Annotated in this window: 21 protein-coding genes; 10 read left to right on the top strand and 11 right to left on the bottom strand. The window is 64.8% G+C overall.

What is annotated here, in order from left to right; genetic code table 11:
* Positions 1–66: 66 nt before the first annotated feature.
* Entirely contained in the window at positions 67–681 is a 615-nt protein-coding gene (locus ACQPZ2_RS21110) for an arginase family protein (protein ID WP_433527124.1), read from the top strand.
* A 3-nt stretch (positions 682–684) separates the two neighbouring features.
* Here the strand turns inward: ACQPZ2_RS21110 and ACQPZ2_RS21105 are convergent, their stop codons facing one another.
* The 3 genes from ACQPZ2_RS21105 to ACQPZ2_RS21095 form a co-directional block, all read right to left on the bottom strand.
* On the bottom strand, positions 685–2,970 hold the full coding sequence (locus ACQPZ2_RS21105) for an ATP-binding cassette domain-containing protein (RefSeq protein WP_433527123.1): 2,286 nt from the start codon (positions 2,968–2,970) through the stop codon (positions 685–687).
* Positions 2,971–3,155: 185 nt separating this feature from the next.
* Complete coding sequence (locus tag ACQPZ2_RS21100) at positions 3,156–3,392, bottom strand: hypothetical protein (RefSeq protein ID WP_433527122.1); 237 nt, start codon at positions 3,390–3,392, stop codon at positions 3,156–3,158.
* Positions 3,389–3,739, bottom strand: a complete 351-nt coding sequence (locus ACQPZ2_RS21095) for a hypothetical protein (RefSeq protein WP_433527121.1) — start codon at positions 3,737–3,739, stop codon at positions 3,389–3,391. Before ACQPZ2_RS21095 ends, ACQPZ2_RS21100 begins: the two co-directional genes overlap by 4 nt.
* A 155-nt stretch (positions 3,740–3,894) precedes the next feature.
* On the opposite strand from ACQPZ2_RS21095, the gene ACQPZ2_RS21090 reads away from it, so the two are divergent.
* On the top strand, positions 3,895–4,803 hold the full coding sequence (locus tag ACQPZ2_RS21090) for a helix-turn-helix domain-containing protein (protein ID WP_433527120.1): 909 nt from the start codon (positions 3,895–3,897) through the stop codon (positions 4,801–4,803).
* A complete protein-coding gene (locus ACQPZ2_RS21085; protein ID WP_387283371.1) occupies positions 4,793–5,008 on the top strand; it encodes a DUF397 domain-containing protein in 216 nt (71 codons plus the stop codon). Before ACQPZ2_RS21090 ends, ACQPZ2_RS21085 begins: the two co-directional genes overlap by 11 nt.
* 76 nt (positions 5,009–5,084) lie before the next feature.
* Here the strand turns inward: ACQPZ2_RS21085 and ACQPZ2_RS21080 are convergent, their stop codons facing one another.
* From ACQPZ2_RS21080 to ACQPZ2_RS21065, 4 genes are all read right to left on the bottom strand, one after another.
* Entirely contained in the window at positions 5,085–5,399 is a 315-nt protein-coding gene (locus ACQPZ2_RS21080) for a hypothetical protein (RefSeq protein WP_433527119.1), read from the bottom strand.
* A gap of 70 nt (positions 5,400–5,469) precedes the next feature.
* Entirely contained in the window at positions 5,470–6,663 is a 1,194-nt protein-coding gene (locus ACQPZ2_RS21075; RefSeq protein ID WP_433527118.1) for an alkaline phosphatase family protein, read from the bottom strand.
* 13 nt (positions 6,664–6,676) lie between these two features.
* Complete coding sequence (locus ACQPZ2_RS21070; RefSeq protein ID WP_433527117.1) at positions 6,677–6,988, bottom strand: nuclear transport factor 2 family protein; 312 nt, start codon at positions 6,986–6,988, stop codon at positions 6,677–6,679.
* Between the two features lie 85 nt (positions 6,989–7,073).
* Complete coding sequence (locus ACQPZ2_RS21065) at positions 7,074–7,688, bottom strand: TetR/AcrR family transcriptional regulator (RefSeq protein WP_063047713.1); 615 nt, start codon at positions 7,686–7,688, stop codon at positions 7,074–7,076.
* A 111-nt stretch (positions 7,689–7,799) separates the two neighbouring features.
* On the opposite strand from ACQPZ2_RS21065, the gene ACQPZ2_RS21060 reads away from it, so the two are divergent.
* From ACQPZ2_RS21060 to ACQPZ2_RS21050, 3 genes are read left to right on the top strand one after another with little or no spacing between them, the layout of a single operon-like run.
* The gene (locus ACQPZ2_RS21060; RefSeq protein WP_433527116.1) at positions 7,800–8,849 is read left to right on the top strand and encodes an NAD-dependent epimerase/dehydratase family protein; all 1,050 of its coding nucleotides are present in this window, start codon (positions 7,800–7,802) and stop codon (positions 8,847–8,849) included.
* Between the two features lie 9 nt (positions 8,850–8,858).
* A complete protein-coding gene (locus ACQPZ2_RS21055; protein ID WP_433527115.1) occupies positions 8,859–9,074 on the top strand; it encodes a hypothetical protein in 216 nt (71 codons plus the stop codon).
* Positions 9,075–9,100: 26 nt separating this feature from the next.
* Positions 9,101–9,988, top strand: coding sequence for a TIGR03621 family F420-dependent LLM class oxidoreductase (locus ACQPZ2_RS21050; protein WP_433527114.1), 888 nt, complete (start codon positions 9,101–9,103; stop codon positions 9,986–9,988).
* Between the two features lie 22 nt (positions 9,989–10,010).
* Here the strand turns inward: ACQPZ2_RS21050 and ACQPZ2_RS21045 are convergent, their stop codons facing one another.
* Positions 10,011–10,436, bottom strand: coding sequence for an MmcQ/YjbR family DNA-binding protein (locus ACQPZ2_RS21045; RefSeq protein ID WP_433527113.1), 426 nt, complete (start codon positions 10,434–10,436; stop codon positions 10,011–10,013).
* Positions 10,437–10,582: 146 nt separating this feature from the next.
* Between ACQPZ2_RS21045 and ACQPZ2_RS21040 the strand changes: the two genes are divergently transcribed.
* The 3 genes from ACQPZ2_RS21040 (at position 10,583) to ACQPZ2_RS21030 (ending at position 13,814) form a co-directional block, all read left to right on the top strand.
* Positions 10,583–11,803: a transcriptional regulator gene (locus ACQPZ2_RS21040; RefSeq protein ID WP_433527112.1), complete on the top strand. Its 1,221-nt coding sequence runs from the start codon at positions 10,583–10,585 to the stop codon at positions 11,801–11,803.
* A gap of 89 nt (positions 11,804–11,892) precedes the next feature.
* Entirely contained in the window at positions 11,893–13,410 is a 1,518-nt protein-coding gene (exaC, locus tag ACQPZ2_RS21035; RefSeq protein ID WP_433527111.1) for an acetaldehyde dehydrogenase ExaC, read from the top strand.
* Entirely contained in the window at positions 13,410–13,814 is a 405-nt protein-coding gene (locus ACQPZ2_RS21030; protein ID WP_040690510.1) for a DUF779 domain-containing protein, read from the top strand. The genes exaC and ACQPZ2_RS21030 overlap by 1 nt, the downstream gene beginning before the upstream one ends.
* Before the next feature lie 150 nt (positions 13,815–13,964).
* Here ACQPZ2_RS21030 and ACQPZ2_RS21025 read toward each other — a convergent pair whose 3' ends face one another.
* On the bottom strand, positions 13,965–15,518 hold the full coding sequence (locus ACQPZ2_RS21025) for a succinic semialdehyde dehydrogenase (RefSeq protein ID WP_433527110.1): 1,554 nt from the start codon (positions 15,516–15,518) through the stop codon (positions 13,965–13,967).
* 174 nt (positions 15,519–15,692) lie between these two features.
* Between ACQPZ2_RS21025 and ACQPZ2_RS21020 the strand changes: the two genes are divergently transcribed.
* Positions 15,693–16,061 carry a DoxX family protein gene (locus ACQPZ2_RS21020; RefSeq protein ID WP_433527109.1) on the top strand — a complete coding sequence of 123 codons (369 nt, stop codon included), beginning with the start codon at positions 15,693–15,695 and terminating at the stop codon, positions 16,059–16,061.
* A 69-nt stretch (positions 16,062–16,130) separates the two neighbouring features.
* On the opposite strand, the gene ACQPZ2_RS21015 is transcribed toward ACQPZ2_RS21020, so the two are convergent.
* Both ACQPZ2_RS21015 and ACQPZ2_RS21010 read right to left on the bottom strand, forming a co-directional pair.
* Positions 16,131–16,721 (bottom strand): GNAT family N-acetyltransferase, encoded by a 591-nt coding sequence (locus tag ACQPZ2_RS21015; RefSeq protein ID WP_433527108.1) that lies wholly within the window; start codon positions 16,719–16,721, stop codon positions 16,131–16,133.
* A gap of 104 nt (positions 16,722–16,825) precedes the next feature.
* Positions 16,826–17,044 (bottom strand): hypothetical protein, encoded by a 219-nt coding sequence (locus tag ACQPZ2_RS21010; RefSeq protein ID WP_433527107.1) that lies wholly within the window; start codon positions 17,042–17,044, stop codon positions 16,826–16,828.
* Positions 17,045–17,054 lie beyond the last annotated feature (10 nt).

The following is a 17,054-nucleotide window of genomic DNA, read 5'->3' as shown; positions in this document are numbered from 1 at the left end:
TGCTCCGATCACCCCGGATGCGGTGGTCACGCCGAGCTGCCGGATGTCGACGATCCCTGGGCGCGGATGGCCGTGCTCTATGACGCGGTGGCGGATCGGGTCGCGGAATCCGCGATTCGCGGTGAACGTGCGATCGTCGCGTCCGGTGATTGCACGACGGCGCTCGGCACGGTGGCCGGATTGCAAAGGGCCGGACTGGATCCCGCGCTCGTCTGGTTCGACGCGCACGGTGACGTGCAAACTCTCGATACCTCCGCGTCCGGCTACCTCGGTGGCTTCCCGCTGCGCATGCTCGTCGGCTACGGCCGTCATCTCATAGCCGACCGAATCGGCTTGCGCGACATCCCCGAAGACCGCGCCGTCCTGGTCGGCGGCCGCGACCTCGACCCGCCGGAGGTCGAATATCTGCGCACCGCGCAGATCCGGCACCGCCCGGTCGGTGACATAGGCGACCTCCCGGACGGCCCGCTCTACCTTCACATCGATTTCGACGTGGTCACCCCGGATGACCTCCCGGGCCTGCTCTTCCCCGCGCCCGACGGCCCGACCCTGGCCGAGGTCTCAGCCGCCGTACGAGCCGTTCTCGCCACCGGTCGGGTAGCCGCCTTCGGTCTGGCCTGCACGTGGCGCGACGACGTCACCGCCGCCGCCCACGTCCGCCCCCTCGTCGACTCCGCCTGATCCCTACCCGGCGGCCTTGTACTTGCGCAGATATTCGCCGGTCAGGGAGGTCGGGTGGGTCAGCAATTCGGCGGGGGTTCCGGTGAAGACGATTTCGCCGCCGTCCTTGCCGCCGTCGGGGCCGAGATCGATCACCCAGTCGGAGTGGGCCACCACGTCGAGGTTGTGTTCGATCACCACCACCGTATTGCCGCGGTCGACCAAGCCGTCCATCAGGGCGAGCAGGGTGTCCACATCCGACATGTGCAGGCCGGTGGTCGGTTCGTCGAGGACGTAGACGGTGCCGGTGTTCTGGAGTTGGGTCGCCAGTTTGATCCGTTGGCGTTCACCGCCGGACAGGGTGCTCATAGCTTGGCCGAGGCTGAGATAGTCCAGGCCCACTTCGTTCATCGTGCGCAGCTTCGTGGACAGTGCCTTTTCGGTGAAGAAACCGAGGGCTTCCTCGGCCGACATTGCCAGCACATCGGCAATCGACTTGTCGCGCAAGGTCAGTGCCAGCACCTCGTCGGAGAACCGTCGTCCGTCACAGGCATCGCAGTGCGTGGTCACCGGGTCCATGTAGGCGACTTCGGTGATGATCACGCCGCGACCCTCGCACTGTTTACAGGCTCCGGTCGAGTTGAAACTGAACAGGCCGGGTGACTCCCCCGTCGCCTTGGCGAACAGCTTCCTGATCGGGTCCATCAGGCCCAGATACGTTGCAGGCGTGGACCGTGACGATGCCCCGATCGCCGACTGGTCGACGAAGATCGCATCCGGATGCTCCCGGACGAACACATCGCGGATGAGACTGCTCTTACCCGAACCGGCGACGCCGGTGATCGAGGTGAGAACGCCGGTCGGCACCGCGACGGTCACATCTTTCAGATTGTGCACGTTCGCATGCTCGATCAGCAACGCGCCGTTCGACTTACGGAAGGTCTCCTTCACCGTGAACGGCCTGCGCAGTCCCGCACCCGTCGGCGTATCCGCGGTGCGCAGTTCGGCGAAGCTGCCCTCGAACACCACCTGCCCGCCGTGCAGACCGGCACGCGGCCCGACATCGACGATATGGTCGGCGATCTGGATGACATCCGGATCGTGCTCGACCACCAGCACGGTATTGCCTTTGTCCCGCAATGCCTTCAGCAGGTTGTTCAACCGGCCGACATCGCGCGGATGCAATCCGACGCTCGGTTCGTCGAACACATAGGTCATCCCGATCAGCGTGCTCGACAGATGTTTGATCATCTCGAGCCGCTGCCCCTCACCGCCGGACAGCGTCGAGGTCGGCCGATCCAGGCTCAGATAACCGAGTCCGATATCGGTCACCCGCTGCAGCGCGGTCCGGATCGCGGCGGCCAGTCCGAGTGCGGCCGGATCGGTGATCTCATCGAGTACCGCCATCAGATCGGTGATCTGCAGTCCGGACCAGTCGGCGATATTGCGGCCACCGATCTTCGTCGCCAATGCCGCTTCGTTGAGCCGAGCACCACGACAGGTGGCGCAGACACCCTCGGTGAGGAATTTCTGCATCTGTTCGCGCGTCTTCTCGCTGAGCGTGGAGGTGTCGCGCTGCAACCGGGTGCGGGTGAATTTGGCAGCCAGCCCTTCGTAATTCGCCTTCCAGGTGCCCTTGGCGAAGGTCAGTTCCACCTTGCCGCCGGTGCCGTAGAGCAGGTCGGTGAACTCGTCCTCCGTGTATTCGGCCAGTTTCTTATCCGGATCGAAGCGCCCGGATTTGCCGTACATCTGCCACTCGCCGCTGTCCACCGCATAACCGGGCAGCAGAATCGCGCCCTCGTTCAGCGATTTGCTCCGGTCGACCAGCCGATCCGGATCGGCCCGCACCGTGACCCCGAGACCATCGCAGTCCGGGCACATGCCCTGCGGCACATTGAACGAGTAGTTGTAGACGAATCCGGCTGAGGGCGAACCGAATCTGGCGAACATCGCCCGCACCATCGAGTAGATATCGGTCATCGTCCCGACGGTCGAGCGCGGCCCGCCGCCGACGGGCTGCTGGTCGATGATGACCGGAGCCGTCAGGTTCTCGATCGACTCGGCGTGCGGCCGCTCATAACGCGGCAGGAAGTTGAGGATGAACGCGGGGAATGTCGCATACAGCTGACGCTGCGACTCGACGGCAATGGTGTCGAAGACGATCGACGATTTGCCCGACCCGGAGACGCCGGTAAAGACGGTGATCTTGTTCTTGGGGATCTCCAACGACACATTGCGCAGATTGTGCTCACTGGCACCGAGCACGCGGATGACATCCGTGGCGACGACGGAATCGGCAAAAGGCATGTCGCCCACCATGCCATGCGGCACCGACAAAATGCCCGGCGGAATGTGATGTAGATCACATCAATGCATTATATGCATATGACGACTTTTGTGCCGTGACCAGCGCTTTCTTCGGTTGCCGCCGGGAAGGTCCAACAGCTCGCCGGATTCCGTTGACGCGCTTGAATTTCGCCCTCCGTCTCATCTCATGAGCCGAGGAAAAGGCGTTCGCACGGAAGGCGCGGATAGCGACTGGTGTCGCCGAGATCGATGGTGACCGCGTCGACGTAGTGCTGCCTCTGGTGCTCACGCGTGAACATCAGCGCGGCGGTAAGGCAAGCGGCATAGTCGAGGCGCACGCCGTGCAGGAAGACGCTGAGGTGTATGTCCGGCTCGTTGGGTCGAGGCGAAACATCGTCGGGATCTCGAGGTTTCGGGCTCACGATTCCTCGATGTCGCGAACATCGGTGGGCTGGATGGTGATTGCGTCGGCCTGGTCGAGATCGGGGTCCGAATCGGAAATCCATCCGTCTTCGTCGACCAGCAGCAACGACCCGTCCGCACCCTCGAATATCGGACGGCCGTCGATGGGAGCGAGGTCGAGTTTCTGCCGTGTCTCCCTGTGGAAGTCGTCGAGCAGGCGACGCACGGATGGAGCTATCGCCGGGCCAGCCCACTCCCGAACTGCGAGCGCGACCTGCTCGACCAACTCGGGCGGTGCGCCGCTGTACGCGACCGGTGGCCCGGTGAATGGATCTCGTTGTGGAAGCTCTCGTTTCGGCATGGACATGCCGCAAAGGGTCTGCCAAGTGCCATCGTCCGGACAGGCGCAATTGCGAACTGGCGAAACTCGAGTGAAAGCGCAGTACTCCTTCCGCTGACACAGTTACGCTCCTTCCGCCGCGGAAGGAAGCTGCACCGCAAGCCGGAAGGGGATCGCAAGGGGTGACCGAAAACGATGACGGACCAGAGGACAACGGAACCACCTTGCCGCGTAGGCAACTGGGTCGTTTACTGCGAGAAGCACGGACGCGGGCGGGCCTGAGCTTGGAGGCCGCCGCGCGGACACTCGGCTGGGGTAACGCAACGATTAGCAGACTGGAGAACGGCCGCAACAAAACTGTAAGGGCGACAGATCTTGACGCCCTGGGCGGACTATACGGGGCTGATGCGGAAGACCTCGCGGCGTGGAAGGAACTGGCAGGGCAGGCCCCGGTCCGGTCCTGGCTGCGAACCTACAGCGACGTACTGAGTCCGAATTTCAACACGTACGTCGAACTTGAATCCGCCGCAAGCGAATTGGCTATATTTCAGCCGCTTATCATCCCCGGCCTGCTCCAAACCAACGACTACGCGCAGGCCATGAACCGAGCCTTGCAACCGCAAGTCTCGGAGGCGGATTTGGAGCGCTTGGCAGCCGTTCGGGCTCGACGTCAGCATCTGCTCACGCGGCCCCGGAACCCATGCAAACTCACGGCCGTGATTCATGAGAACGCGCTGCGGACAATCATTGGCAATCCGCAGGTGATGGCTGACCAGTGCCGACATACGGCGGACATGAGTACGCTCGACAACATCGAGCTACGCATACTCAGGCAAGAGGCTGGCTTGCCAATTGGCAGGCTGGTCACCCCGTTCATTGTGATTACCTTCCCGAAGGACGCACAAGGCAAACCGGTGGAACCGTCTGTCATCTACGCAGAGAGCTACACGGGGGATGCGTATCTCGAGAAGCGCGACGACGTGCAACGCTGTCGACATACGTTCCGTACGCTGGTTGGGGCGACGATGGATGCTCGGTCGAGCCGTGTCCTATTGAGAGAGATAGCAAGGAGTTACAGCGGTGAACGCTGAAGTCGACCTGACGGGGGCGAAGTGGTTCAAATCACGCCACAGTTCGGGGGGCACAGGCGAATGCGTGGAGGTCGCACACCTTGACGGAGGCATGGTCGGAGTGCGGGACTCCAAGAACCCGACCGGCCCCGCGCTGGTATTCACGCCCGGCGAGTGGGACGCCTTCACCGCTGGCGTCACCGACGGCGAGTTCGACCGGGCATAGTCCCGAAATCACAAAGCGGCCCTAAGTTTCGGTTTGCTGAGGGCCGCTTTGCGTGTCCGCGTTCCGCGTATTCGAACTACTTGTTGAGGAAAATGCCTGCGATATCGGCTTTTTTGATCGGGGTGTCCTGATTGACCTGCGCACCGCACAGCAAATCCACCTGAATCATCGTGGCATCTACCGCCGTGCCCGCGGGCTCGTGATCATTGTTGGTCTGCTGCTTGATGAACTTGGTGATCGTCGTGCGCTTGGTGTCCTGATCCTGTTTGACGTAATCCCGGCAGGTGGTGTCGCCACCCTGGTTGAGCGCCCGCTCGATATCGGAGCAACCGGCCAGCAGTGCCGCGATCGCCGCGACCCCGAGTCCGGTCCGTAAGAGCGTGGCGTTCATAGAGATCCTCCTGGCGCTTCGGCGGGCAACCATGCCCGCGACGACGCCAACAGCCTAGGGCACTGGACGGTTACGGCCGGAACGTGCACAGCGGCACATTCATCTCCGCGGGCGTCAGCGAACCATGGTGGCCGATCAGCATGGATTCCAGCGGTTCGGCACCTGTGCGTACGACGCCGCGCAGACCACGGGCCGCCACCACGAGATCACCGATGCGCTCGGCGATATGCCGTGCCACGGTGGGGCCGAACCAGCCGCGGTCGATCGCCTCGGCGCGAGAGATGACATCGAAGTCGGTGCCGAGGTATTCCTGCCAGGTCGCCGCCACATCGGCGGTCGCGCCGTCGACGGTGAAGACATGGCGGGCGCGCGGCTCGCCGCCGAGCAGGCGTACACCCTCGCGCAGTAGCTCGGTCTTGTCGAAGTCGACGCGGTCGGTGAGTTCCACCATGCCGTGGTCGGCGGTCACGACGAGCGCGGCATCGGGTGGCAGATGTTCGGCGATGGTCGCGGCCAGCCGGTCGACGTGCGCGAGCTCCAAAAGCCAAGCGTCCGAGGATGGTCCGCGCACGTGACCAGTCGTGTCGAGGTTGCCGTGGTAGGCGTAGACCAGCGAGCGTGGGCCCGCGCGCAATGCGGTGGCGACGCCGTCGACGAAATCGCCGACGGAAACATAGGGCCGGAATTCGCAGCCGCGTAGCACCGCCCTGGTCAGCCCCGAACCCGCCTGCAGTCGCGGCGCAACCTGGGCCACCGCGATACCGTCGGCGGCGGCGCGCTCGAAAACCGTGGCGGTGGGCTGGAATTGCTCCGGCACCAGATCCTGCAGCAGGTCGATCTTCGGTCCCGCGCCGTGCAGCCGCCACGTCAGCGCATTCACCAGCCGGTCGTAACCGGGCACGTGTATCAGGTATCCGGTGAACCCGTGTTCGCCGGGCGGCACACCGACGCCGAGTGAGCTCAGACTGACCGTCGTCGTGCTCGGGAAGCCCGCCGTCAGTGTGCGCTGTGCCAGCGCCGACAGGAACGGCGCCACAGCGGAATTCGCGGCGAGTGCATCCGCGCCGAGGCCGTCGATCAGCAGCACACAGATCCGGTCGGCGGCGAACTCTAGGCCGAGCCGGTCGACCTCGCCGGGCACGCCGAACCCGGCGAGGATGGAGGGGAACAGATCAGCGAGAGAGCCCGTGCCGTAATCAGGGATTACTGCGTCGCGAAGCGACTCCGTGGGGGGTGGTGGTCGGGTGGCGGGCGGGCTGAACACGAACTCAGGCTACTCAGGCCTGGCCTGTCTCGAATCGACTGATTTTGCCGTCGCGGACCACGAAGCGCCACGCGGTGCGCATCGAACCCCAGCGGGAATTCGTGTAGTCGGCAACCAGTTCGGTGCCGTTGTCGCCGATCGTTTCGACATTCATGCGCCCATTGCTGCCGAAGATCTCGGAGTCGGTCCACTGGACGAGGTTGCGCTCCACACCGTCATCGGACATGGTCGCGTCGTCGGTGAGGATGGCATAGAAGCGGTCCTGATCGCTGTCGTTGAGCGCGGTGACGAATTCCTGGACCGTGGGATCGAGCTGCTGTGTCATCGGAACATCCCTCTCGAAGAGTGCGGGAGCATCGGAGGAGCAAACGTTCGGCTTCACTCTAGTGGCGGCTGCGCTCGCGCGGGTGTCACGCGCCGGGGCCGACCAGCGCGGTGAAGGTGCGCATGATGTCCTCGACCAGCGTGGGCGCGGTGGTGCCGAGTTGAATGCTGCGCTTTTCGAGCTGACCGTCCAGCCACAGCGAGGCCATGCCGTGCGCCAGGCTCCACCACATGACGGCCAGAGTGTCGGCTTTATCGGCGGGCAGCAATCCGGCGGCGACGGCTTCGGCGATGGTGTCGGCGAGGACATCGAAGGCCGCGTCGCCCGCGGCCGCCGCATCCGGATGCTTATCGGGTTGCGAGAGTTCCGGGCGGAACATGAGACGGAAGTAGCCGGGATTTTCCTGGGAGAACCGCACATAGGTCTCGGCCAGTGCGGTCAACGCTTGCAGCGGTGTGTCGTCGGCGGCGCGCGCGTCGGCCAAGTCGCTGCCGAGCTGTCGGAATCCCTGGGTCGACAGGGCGGCGAGCAGGGCCGAGCGATCAGCGAAATGGTGGTACGGCGCGCCGGTGCTCACGCCCGCCTCGCGGGCCACCCGCCGCAGGCTCACCGCGCCGAGGCCCTCGGTTTCGATCAGCCGCAGGCAGGCGGCGAGGAGCGTGTCGCGCAGCGCGCCGTGGTGGTAACTGGTCCGCGTCACCAATCGAGCGTATTCGACGCCTGCTGGACAGCCTAACTATGCGGTGCTTAGATTATCTGAGCGGCGCTCAGATGGGCTGGCCGCATTCCCTCCTTCGAAGCGGGTAAGCATATGGCCTCACGGGTACTCGTCACCGGCGCAACAGGATTCGTCGCCGGACACGTCATCGCCGAACTGCTCGAGCACGGATATGCCGTGCGTGGCACGGTTCGCGACCTCGGAAAAGCGGATAAACGGGCACATCTGGTGGCGCTTGCGGATCGGCTCGGCGGCGAGTTGGAGTTCGTCGCGGCCGATCTCGACGATGATGCGGGGTGGGCGGCGGCCGTTTCGGGCTGCACCTCCGTGCTGCACGTGGCATCGCCGTTTCCGGCGACGCCACCGGACGACGAACAGGAATTGATCGATACCGCGGTCGACGGGACATTGCGGGTTTTGCGAGCGTGTGCCGACGGCGGCATCCAGCGGGTCGTGCTCACCTCCTCGATCGCCGCGATCACCTACGGTCACGAGACCGATGCGATGCGCACCGAGGCCGATTGGTCGGTGGTCGAACGCAGTGCGGCCTATCAGAAGAGCAAGACGCTGGCCGAACGGGCGGCATGGGATTTCGCCGCGAAGTCGGATCTCGAGCTGGTGGTGGTGAACCCCGGAATGGTGTTGGGGCCATTGCAATCCGCGGCGACGAGCACATCGCACGAACCGGTGCGCCGACTCCTCGCCCGTGATGCGCCGGGTTCACCGCGAGTGGGGTGGGCGGTGGTCGATGTCCGGGATCTCGCGGTGGCGCATCGGCTGGCGCTGGAGACTCCCGGAGCGGTCGGGAATCGGTATATCTGCGCGGGCGAACATGTCTGGATGGCGGATATGGGACGGACCTTGGCCGAGGAGTTCGGGCCGCGTGGATACCGGGTACCGACACGGGTGATCCCGAATATTCTCGTGCGGACGATTGCCTTGTTCGACAAGGGGATTCGATTGACGGTGCCGACGTTGGGTCGAACCGAGCAGCTCAGCTCCGAAAAGGCGCGGCGTGAGCTCGGCTGGTCGATGCGGCCGGTGCGGGAGACTGTCCTGGATACCGCGGAGAGTTTGATCGAATTCGGCGTCGTGCCACGGGCTGCCGGTGCGACGCCGCGCCGGACAGCGGTGAATGCGTAGGGCCGGACCATGCTGATCGCGACACTCGTCATCGGCACCATCGGGTTGGTGCGACGCTGGTTGGGCAGGCGGACACCGGAAACGAAATCCGATGCGCCGCAATGGCGAAATGCGGTGCGGCGGATCATCGAGTCGGCCAGGTTGCGGCGACCGGGCCCGGTATCGGTGGCGGTGGTGACCTTGGCCGGGACGATTTGGGTGGGACTGGCGCTCGCGCCGTGCTGATCGGTTCGGCCTGGTAGAACGGGAAGGTGACGGCTGCGCGAGGCAAGTTCCGGTTCGGTGTCACTCTGCTCGGTCCCGCTTCGCGGGCGGAGTGGATACGAAAGTGTCGCAGGGCCGAGGAACTCGGGTACGACGTGATCGGTGTGGCCGACCATCTGGGGTTGCCCGCACCGTTTCCGGCAATGATTCTCGCGGCCGAGGCGACCGAGCGGGTTCGGCTGACGACATTCGTGTTGAATACGCCGTTCTACAACGCGACTCTCTTGGCGCGCGAGGCCGCGACGGCCGACCAACTCACCGATGGACGCGTGGAGTTGGGACTCGGGGCCGGATACGTCCGGGAGGAATTCGAAACGGCCGGAATCACTTTCGAGAGCGCGGGCAAGCGGGTCGAGCAGTTGGCGGCGACCGCGGCGACATTGCGGCGGTTGTTCGCCGATCCCGAGTATCAGCCCCGGCCCACGCACCCTTCGGGTCCGCCGCTGGTCATCGCCGGTTGGGGCGATCGGCTGCTGCGGGTCGCGGCCGAATATGCCGATATCGTCGCGCTGCCCGGTGCCGCTCCGGCGTACAACGGTGGACCGCTGCAGTTCGTCGGACCCGCCGCCACCGATGCGCGGATGGTGTATCTGCGGGAGTTGCTCGGGTCACGGGCCGAGGATGTCGAGCTGAATATCCTGCTGCAGCGCGTAGTTCCACCGGAGGAACGGTCGGCCGCATTGGATCTGTATGGGCCGCATCTGCCCACCGATGTCGCCGACCGGCCAGAGGAGTTGCCCGCATTGCTGATCGGCACGCCGAAGGAAATGGCGCGGCAGTTGGAAGAGCGCAGGGAACGGTTCGGATTCAGCTACGTCTCGGTGCTCGAGAGCAGCATGGAGCCGATGAGCGCGGTCATCGAACTGCTGCGCTGAATGCGGGACACACCACGGCAGGTCAGTCCGCGACATTGTGCGCGGCCAGCCAGTCGGCCGCCCGCTTACGGGAGGCCCTGCTCAGCCAAGCGTCCTGGATGACCTCGGCCAATTCCTGCTTGCCGAGTTCACCGATATGGCTGCCGCGCACCAGGACCGACAGATGTCCGTCGAAATGCGGGGTGGTGAAGAACGGCGAATCCGGATCCTGCACCAGCGCGAGTTTGTCCGACTCCGAGGGCACCCAGATCACGATCACATCGGTATAGCGGTCACCGGTGTCCGGGTCGAACGCGTCGGGTCGCGGATTGCGGAAGAAGACGAAGGATTTGCCGCCGACCTGGTACACCGCATTGCCGTGCGGACCGTCCACCCGATTGACGAACGGCATGCCGGTGGCCAGTTCGTGCACGTCGGCCACCTTGGCTCGTCGCGAAACTCTCGCCATATCAGCAGCGTAGACCGTGATCGCATATCGGAGTTGAACCTTCAATGGAGGACGGTCGGTTTGCCGTCGAACCCTCGACTCGAGCTAATGCGTACGCCATCATGAGATAGCGAATGTGAGCTCACACTGACGATGGGGTTATCGAGGTGGCACAATTCCGCACCCTCACCCAACAACGGGCCGCACTGGAGAAAGAATGGGCGCGTTGGGCGACGGCTCCGAGTAGCACGCTCGGCATACCCGCGGGTTCGACCTCGCTACGCAACGAGGTCGCCGAGTCCTGGCAGCGGTCGCTGACGACCGTCGATCCGAGTTGTACCGAGGCGCCCGGCCTGGACAACATCCGCGATCGCTGGACCGAATCGCCACTGCGCCAACCGATTACCGAGCTGGCCGGTGACCTGCGCGAGATCTCCGAGGACTCCGGCTATCTCGCGGTCGTCACCGATGCCTCAGGCACTATCCTCTGGTCCTGCGGCGATCGCACGTTGCGCCGCCAAGCCGAGGCAGTGAACTTCGCGCCCGGCGGCTGCTGGGACGAAAGCCATATGGGCACCAACGGATTGTCGCTCGCCCTGCACAGCGACCGCCCGACCACCGTCTTCTCCGCCGAACATCTGGTCGCCGCGCTGCACGGCTGGGTCTGCTATTCCGCGCCGATCCACGCACCCGACGGCCGCCAGGTCGGTGTGCTCGATCTGTCCAGTTCCTGGGAGCGTTCGCATCCGATGGTGCTGACCTCGGTCCGCGCGCTGGTCACCGCGGTCGAGACGATGTTGCGGGCGGCGGCGCCGACACCGGCGCGCGGCGTGCGGCTCGAATGTCTGGGCGGCGCACGGCTGGTCCGCGACGGCAGGCCGGTGCCATTGCCGCCGCGTCATCTGGAAATCCTGGCGCTGCTCGCGCTGGAGCCCGACGGTTTCACTCCGGAACAACTGCAGGCCGCGGTCTACGGCGACCGTCCGGTCTCTTCCAGTACGCTCAAGGCCGATGTATCGCATCTGCGGCGCACCACCGGTGGTGAGATCAGCAACCGCCGCTACATGCTCACCGGCCCGGTCTCCTGCGATGCGGTCGATCTGCTCGCCGCGATCCAGGCGGGCGACACCACCTCGGCGGTCTGGCTCTATCGCGGACCGCTGCTGCCCGGTTCGGACACCCCGGGTGTGCTGCAGTGGCGCAACCATCTCGATGTCGGGGTGCGCGCGGCGGTACTGGCGAGCGACCGCGCCGAGCACGCCGTGGCCTTCGGCGAGCGCTCCCCCGGCGATATCGAGGTGCACGAGCACGCGCTGCGGTTGCTGCCCGCCGACGATATGCGCCGGGCGGTGGTCGTCGCCCGGTTGTACACCGCGCTGCGCTCCTGAGTCACCCCTGTAACAACGGCACCAACCTCGCACCAACCTTCTCCGGACATAGTGGCCCGGCAGGCAAGATTCGCGAGGAGCGTCCACAGATGATCTACGCCAAACCGGGGTCCGCCACCGGCATCGTCACCTATGCCAGTCGTTACGACAACTTCATCGGTGGTGACTGGGCGGCTCCGATCGAGGGCAGGTACTTCGAGAACCCGTCCCCGGTCGACGGCGAAACCTTCTGCTCGGTGGCGCGCTCCTCCGCGGCTGACATCGATATGGCTCTCGAAGCCGCGCACCTCGCCACCGGGAAATGGGCCGCCACCTCGCCCGCCGAGCGCGCGAATATCCTCAGCAAGATCGCCGACCGGATCGAGCACAGCCTCGAACCCCTCGCCATCGCCGAAACCTGGGACAACGGCAAACCCGTTCGCGAAACCCTCGCCGCCGACCTGCCTTTGGCGGTTGATCACTTCCGCTACTTCGCCGGTGCCATCCGCGCCCAGGAGGGCAGCATCGCCGAAATCGATGTCGATACCATCGCCTACCACTTCCACGAACCGCTCGGGGTGGTCGGTCAGATCATCCCGTGGAACTTCCCGATTCTGATGGCCGCGTGGAAGCTGGCCCCGGCGCTGGCGGCGGGCAACTGCGTGGTGCTCAAACCCGCCGAGCAGACCCCGGCATCGATTCTGCTGGTGATCGAGCTCATCGCCGATCTTCTGCCGCCGGGAGTTCTCAACGTGGTCAACGGTTTCGGTGTCGAGGCGGGTAAGCCGCTGGCGGCGAGTCCGCGCGTGGCCAAGGTCGCCTTCACCGGTGAGACCACCACCGGACGGCTGATCATGCAGTACGCGAGCGAGAACATCATCCCGGTCAGTCTGGAGTTGGGCGGTAAGAGCCCCAATATCTTCCTGCCCGATGTCATGGCCGCCGACGACGAATTACTGGACAAGGCCGTCGAGGGTTTCGTAATGTTCGCGCTCAACCAGGGCGAGGTGTGCACGTGTCCCTCGCGCGCACTGATCCATTCGTCGATCTACGACGAATTCCTGACCCGCTGCATCGAGCGGACCAGAGCTATCAGGGGCGGTAATCCGCTCGACGACACCACCATGATCGGAGCCCAAGCCAGTAACGACCAATTCGAAAAGATCCTGTCCTATATCGATATCGGCAGGCGGGAAGGCGCCCGTGTGCTCACCGGCGGGGAAGCACGCAAGGTGGACGGACTGCCGGGTGGTTACTACATCCAGCCGACGATTTTCGAGGGCACCAATACTATGCGGATCTTCCAGGAGGAGATCTTCGGCCCGGTGGTGGCGGTAACCAGGTTCGACACCGTCGAAGAGGCGACCATGATCGCCAACGACACCCTCTACGGCCTCGGCGCCGGGGTGTGGACCAGGGATATCACCACGGCTTACCGGATGGGCCGAGCAATCAAGGCAGGGCGAGTATGGACCAACTGTTTCCACGTGTACCCCGCACACGCCGCCTTCGGCGGGTACAAGAAGTCCGGCATCGGCCGGGAAAACCACAAAATGATGCTCGAGCACTACCAGCAGACCAAGAATCTGCTGGTCAGTTATTCACCGACAAAACTCGGATTCTTCTGATGCATGGCAGAGTAGCCCGCGTCGCGATCACCGAGCGGGCGCGAGAAGTGTTGCGCCGGTTGATAGAACAGCACGGACCGGTGCTGTTCCACCAATCCGGCGGCTGCTGCGACGGCAGTTCACCGATGTGTTTCGGGGTGCGCGAATTCCGCGTCGGCGGCGCGGACGTGCTGCTGGGCAGGCTGCCGTGGCATACCGAATTCTGGATCAGCGGAGACCAATTCGAACTGTGGAAGCACACCCACCTCACCGTGGATGTGGTGACCGGGCGCGGCAGCGGATTCTCGCTGGAGGCGCCCGAGGGCGTGCGGTTCATCATCAGATCGCGATTGCTGACCGATGAGGAGACGGCGGTGTTGGCTGCGGGACCACCACCGAGGACGGGAGCCGATCGGATGAGTTGACTGCCGAAAAGGCAGTCGCCGGTGCCTGATTCACGCCCGCGGGTGCGTCCGCGGGCGGCCGACGGGTGATCGGCCCGGGGGTCCGCAGCCCTGGGCCGACACCACGAAGCCCCGCCGTCCCGCTGCAGACCGGGACGGCGGGGTCCGGTCTTATCGGCCCGGCAGGAAACGGAAGGCGCGGGTGAGCGTCATCAGCAGCCGCTGCCATTTGTCCTGCGAAATCACCGGCGGCGCATCGAGATTCATGAATCGCGTGACGACAACGGTCTGCGGTTCGGTGAACTTCAGCAGCCCGTCGGGGCCGTGCCTGCGCCCGACACCGGAGATTCCCATACCGCCCATCGGGGCGGCGGTGGTGCCCCAGGCCGGGGCGTAACCCTCGTCGACGCAGACGGTGCCCGCGTGCAGCCGCTCGGCGATCCGCTCCCCCGCGTCCTTGCTCGCCGCCCAGACACTCGCGTTCAGGCCGTATTCGGTGTCGTTGGCCAGGCCGATCGCCTCCTCGGCACTATCGACCGGGTAGATCGAGACAAGCGGGCCGAAGGTTTCGTTGCGGCCGCATTCCATCTCGTCGGTGACATCGGCGAGCACAGTGGGTTCGAAGAACAGCGGTCCCAGATCCGGGCGCGGCTTGCCGCCCGCGAGCACCTGGGCGCCCTTGGAGGTCGCGTCGGCGACATGCTTGGAGACGGTCTCCAATTGCGCCTCGGAGATGAGGCTGCCGATATCGGCCGAATAGTCATAGGCCGCACCGAGTTTCGCGGCCTGCACGGCGGCGACGAACTTCTCGGTGAACTCCGCGGCGACCGCCTTCTCCACATACAGCCGTTCGATCGAAATACACAGCTGACCGGCATTGGAGAAGCAGGCGCGCACCGCTGCCTTGGCGGCCTTGTCGAGCTTCGCGCCGCGGGTGACGATCATCGGGTTCTTGCCGCCGAGTTCGGCGGAGAAGCCGATGAGCCTGCGCCCGCACTGTTCGGCCAGGGTGCGACCGGTCGCCGAGGAGCCGGTGAACATCAGGTAGTCGCAGTTGTCCACGATGGCGGTTCCGACCACGGTGCCTGGTCCGGGGACGACGGCGAGCAGGTCGCGCGGCAGTCCGGCCTGGTAGAGCAGTTCGGCGCTGGCCAGTGCGGAGAACGGGGTCTGGCTATCGGGTTTGACGATCACCGCATTGCCCGCGAGCAGCGCAGGGATCGAATCGCCGATGGACAGCAGCATCGGATAGTTCCACGGCGCGACCACACCGACGACGCCCTTGGGGTGGTGGCGCACGGTCGCCCGGTTGAGCACCGGGAAGGCGCCGGGCACGCGGTGCGCGTCGAGCAGATCGGGTGCGACCCTGGCGAAATAGCGGGCCGCGAACATCAGGCCCATGATCTCTTCCTGGGCGGCCCAGCGCGCTTTACCGGTTTCGGCCTGGATCACGTCCATCAGGAATTCGCGCTGTTCGACGACCAATTCGCGGTATCGCTCGAGTACCGCGGCACGATCCTTGGCCGAGCGCACGGCCCATCGGGCCTGGGCGGCCCTGGCCTTGTCGAGTGCGGCGGCCACATCATCGGCGGTGCCCACGGGTACGCTGCCGAGTGCGGTGCCGGTGAAGGTTTCGGCGATGGTTTTGCGCGCACGGGCGTCCGGATCAGCGATCGCGGCAAGCGCACTCAGGCGGTCGAAGACTTCGGCATTCGGCGCGGGCATCGGTGCCTCCTACTTGTGAGTAACCCCGGGATACACACAACATACGCCGCCTGCGGTAGCCATAGCAGCCACTACCCGGGTTTAGCGGATGACAATGCCTTTTCAGCCGAAGCTGTCACGTTCGCGAAAGCTGATTTGTCTCATGGGCACCTGAACCCGATCGAGGGAGGAATCATGAATATCGCGCTGTGGATCGGACAGATCGTGCTGGCCGTCGTGTTCACCGCATCCGGGATCGCGAAAGCCACGCAATCCAAGGAGAAGTTGGTCGAGATGGGCCAGACGGGTGTCGCGGTGTTCCCGAAGCCGGTGGTGCGCTTGACCGCCTACGCCGAATTGCTCGGTGTCATCGGCATTATCGTGCCGTGGTGGACCGGGATCGCGCCGGTGCTCACCCCATTGGCGGCAGTCGGTTTCGCGGTGGTGATGATCGGTGCGATCAGCTCGCACATCCGTCTGCGCGAACCGCGCAATATCGCGATCACCACGACGATCCTGGTCATTGCTGTACTGGTCGCCATCGGCCGTTTCGCGGGCTTGTGACCGCGTGATACACCCCGTACCGGCCCCCGGATCTGCCGGTCCAGTCCGGTATACCGCGTCACTTGCCGTTCAGGCTTTGAACGAGTGCAGGCTGGCCAGGCACAGGGTTTGGTCGGCGTCGAACCATTCGAAGGTGCTGACCGGCTGGAATCCCAGGCGGGTCGCCAGTCTGAGCGAGCGTTTGTTGGCAGTCTGGGTCGCGATGAGGACCGGCTGGTCCGGGAGTTCGTCAGCGGCGGCGCGCAATGCGGCGGCGGCGGCCTCGAACGCCAGTCCCGCGCCCCAGGCGGCGCGCCGCATCAGGTAACCCAGTTCCAGTTCCTCGCCGTCGTCGGTGACGTGGCCGGGATGGTCGGCGGCGCGCCGTTTGAGCTCGAATGTTCCGATGAGGTCGTCGGTGGTCCTGTCGGCGATGACGAAGTGGCCGGGAGTGGCGGTCGCGTTGGCTGTGCCGCCGATCGCGTCGAGGCGTTGCTCGACATCCTCCCGCAGCCGCGGGACCCCGATATAGGCCCAGACCTCCGGATCGGTCTGTAGCTCGATGATCCTTTCCCGATCAGCGTCGCGCGCCTTGCGCAGCAGGACCCGCTCCGTTTCGATCCGGACGGCGGACAGCATCGGCAACTGGTTCATACGGCCCTCCCCTTGCTGGACATTCATCCATCAGATCATGTCACCGCCGCACGGCCGCCTTCGAAGATGCGGTCGATGCGTCTTCTCGGCGCAACGGGCCAGGACCGGTTCTGGTTCCTGCGGACGAACTCTCACGTGGCGCGCTGGGCGCGGTCGTCATCGCCGATACTCGCGGTTCGAGCAATTCCTTTGCCGTCGTGGACTTCTTGGAATGACGCGGATCGGCGTTCATCGTCGCCGTCTATTGCTTCGACGGCGCACCGGTCTACACCGTCGACGAAGTCCGCGACGCCCTGGACCTCGACGACCACGTTCCGGTACGCCCGAAACCGCGAGTGCTGCAAGAACACCCTGCTGACG

The sequence above is a fragment of the Nocardia pseudovaccinii genome, from assembly GCF_050942345.1.
Classification (GTDB): domain Bacteria; phylum Actinomycetota; class Actinomycetes; order Mycobacteriales; family Mycobacteriaceae; genus Nocardia; species Nocardia pseudovaccinii.
This window is presented reverse-complemented; position numbering and strand designations above follow the sequence as displayed.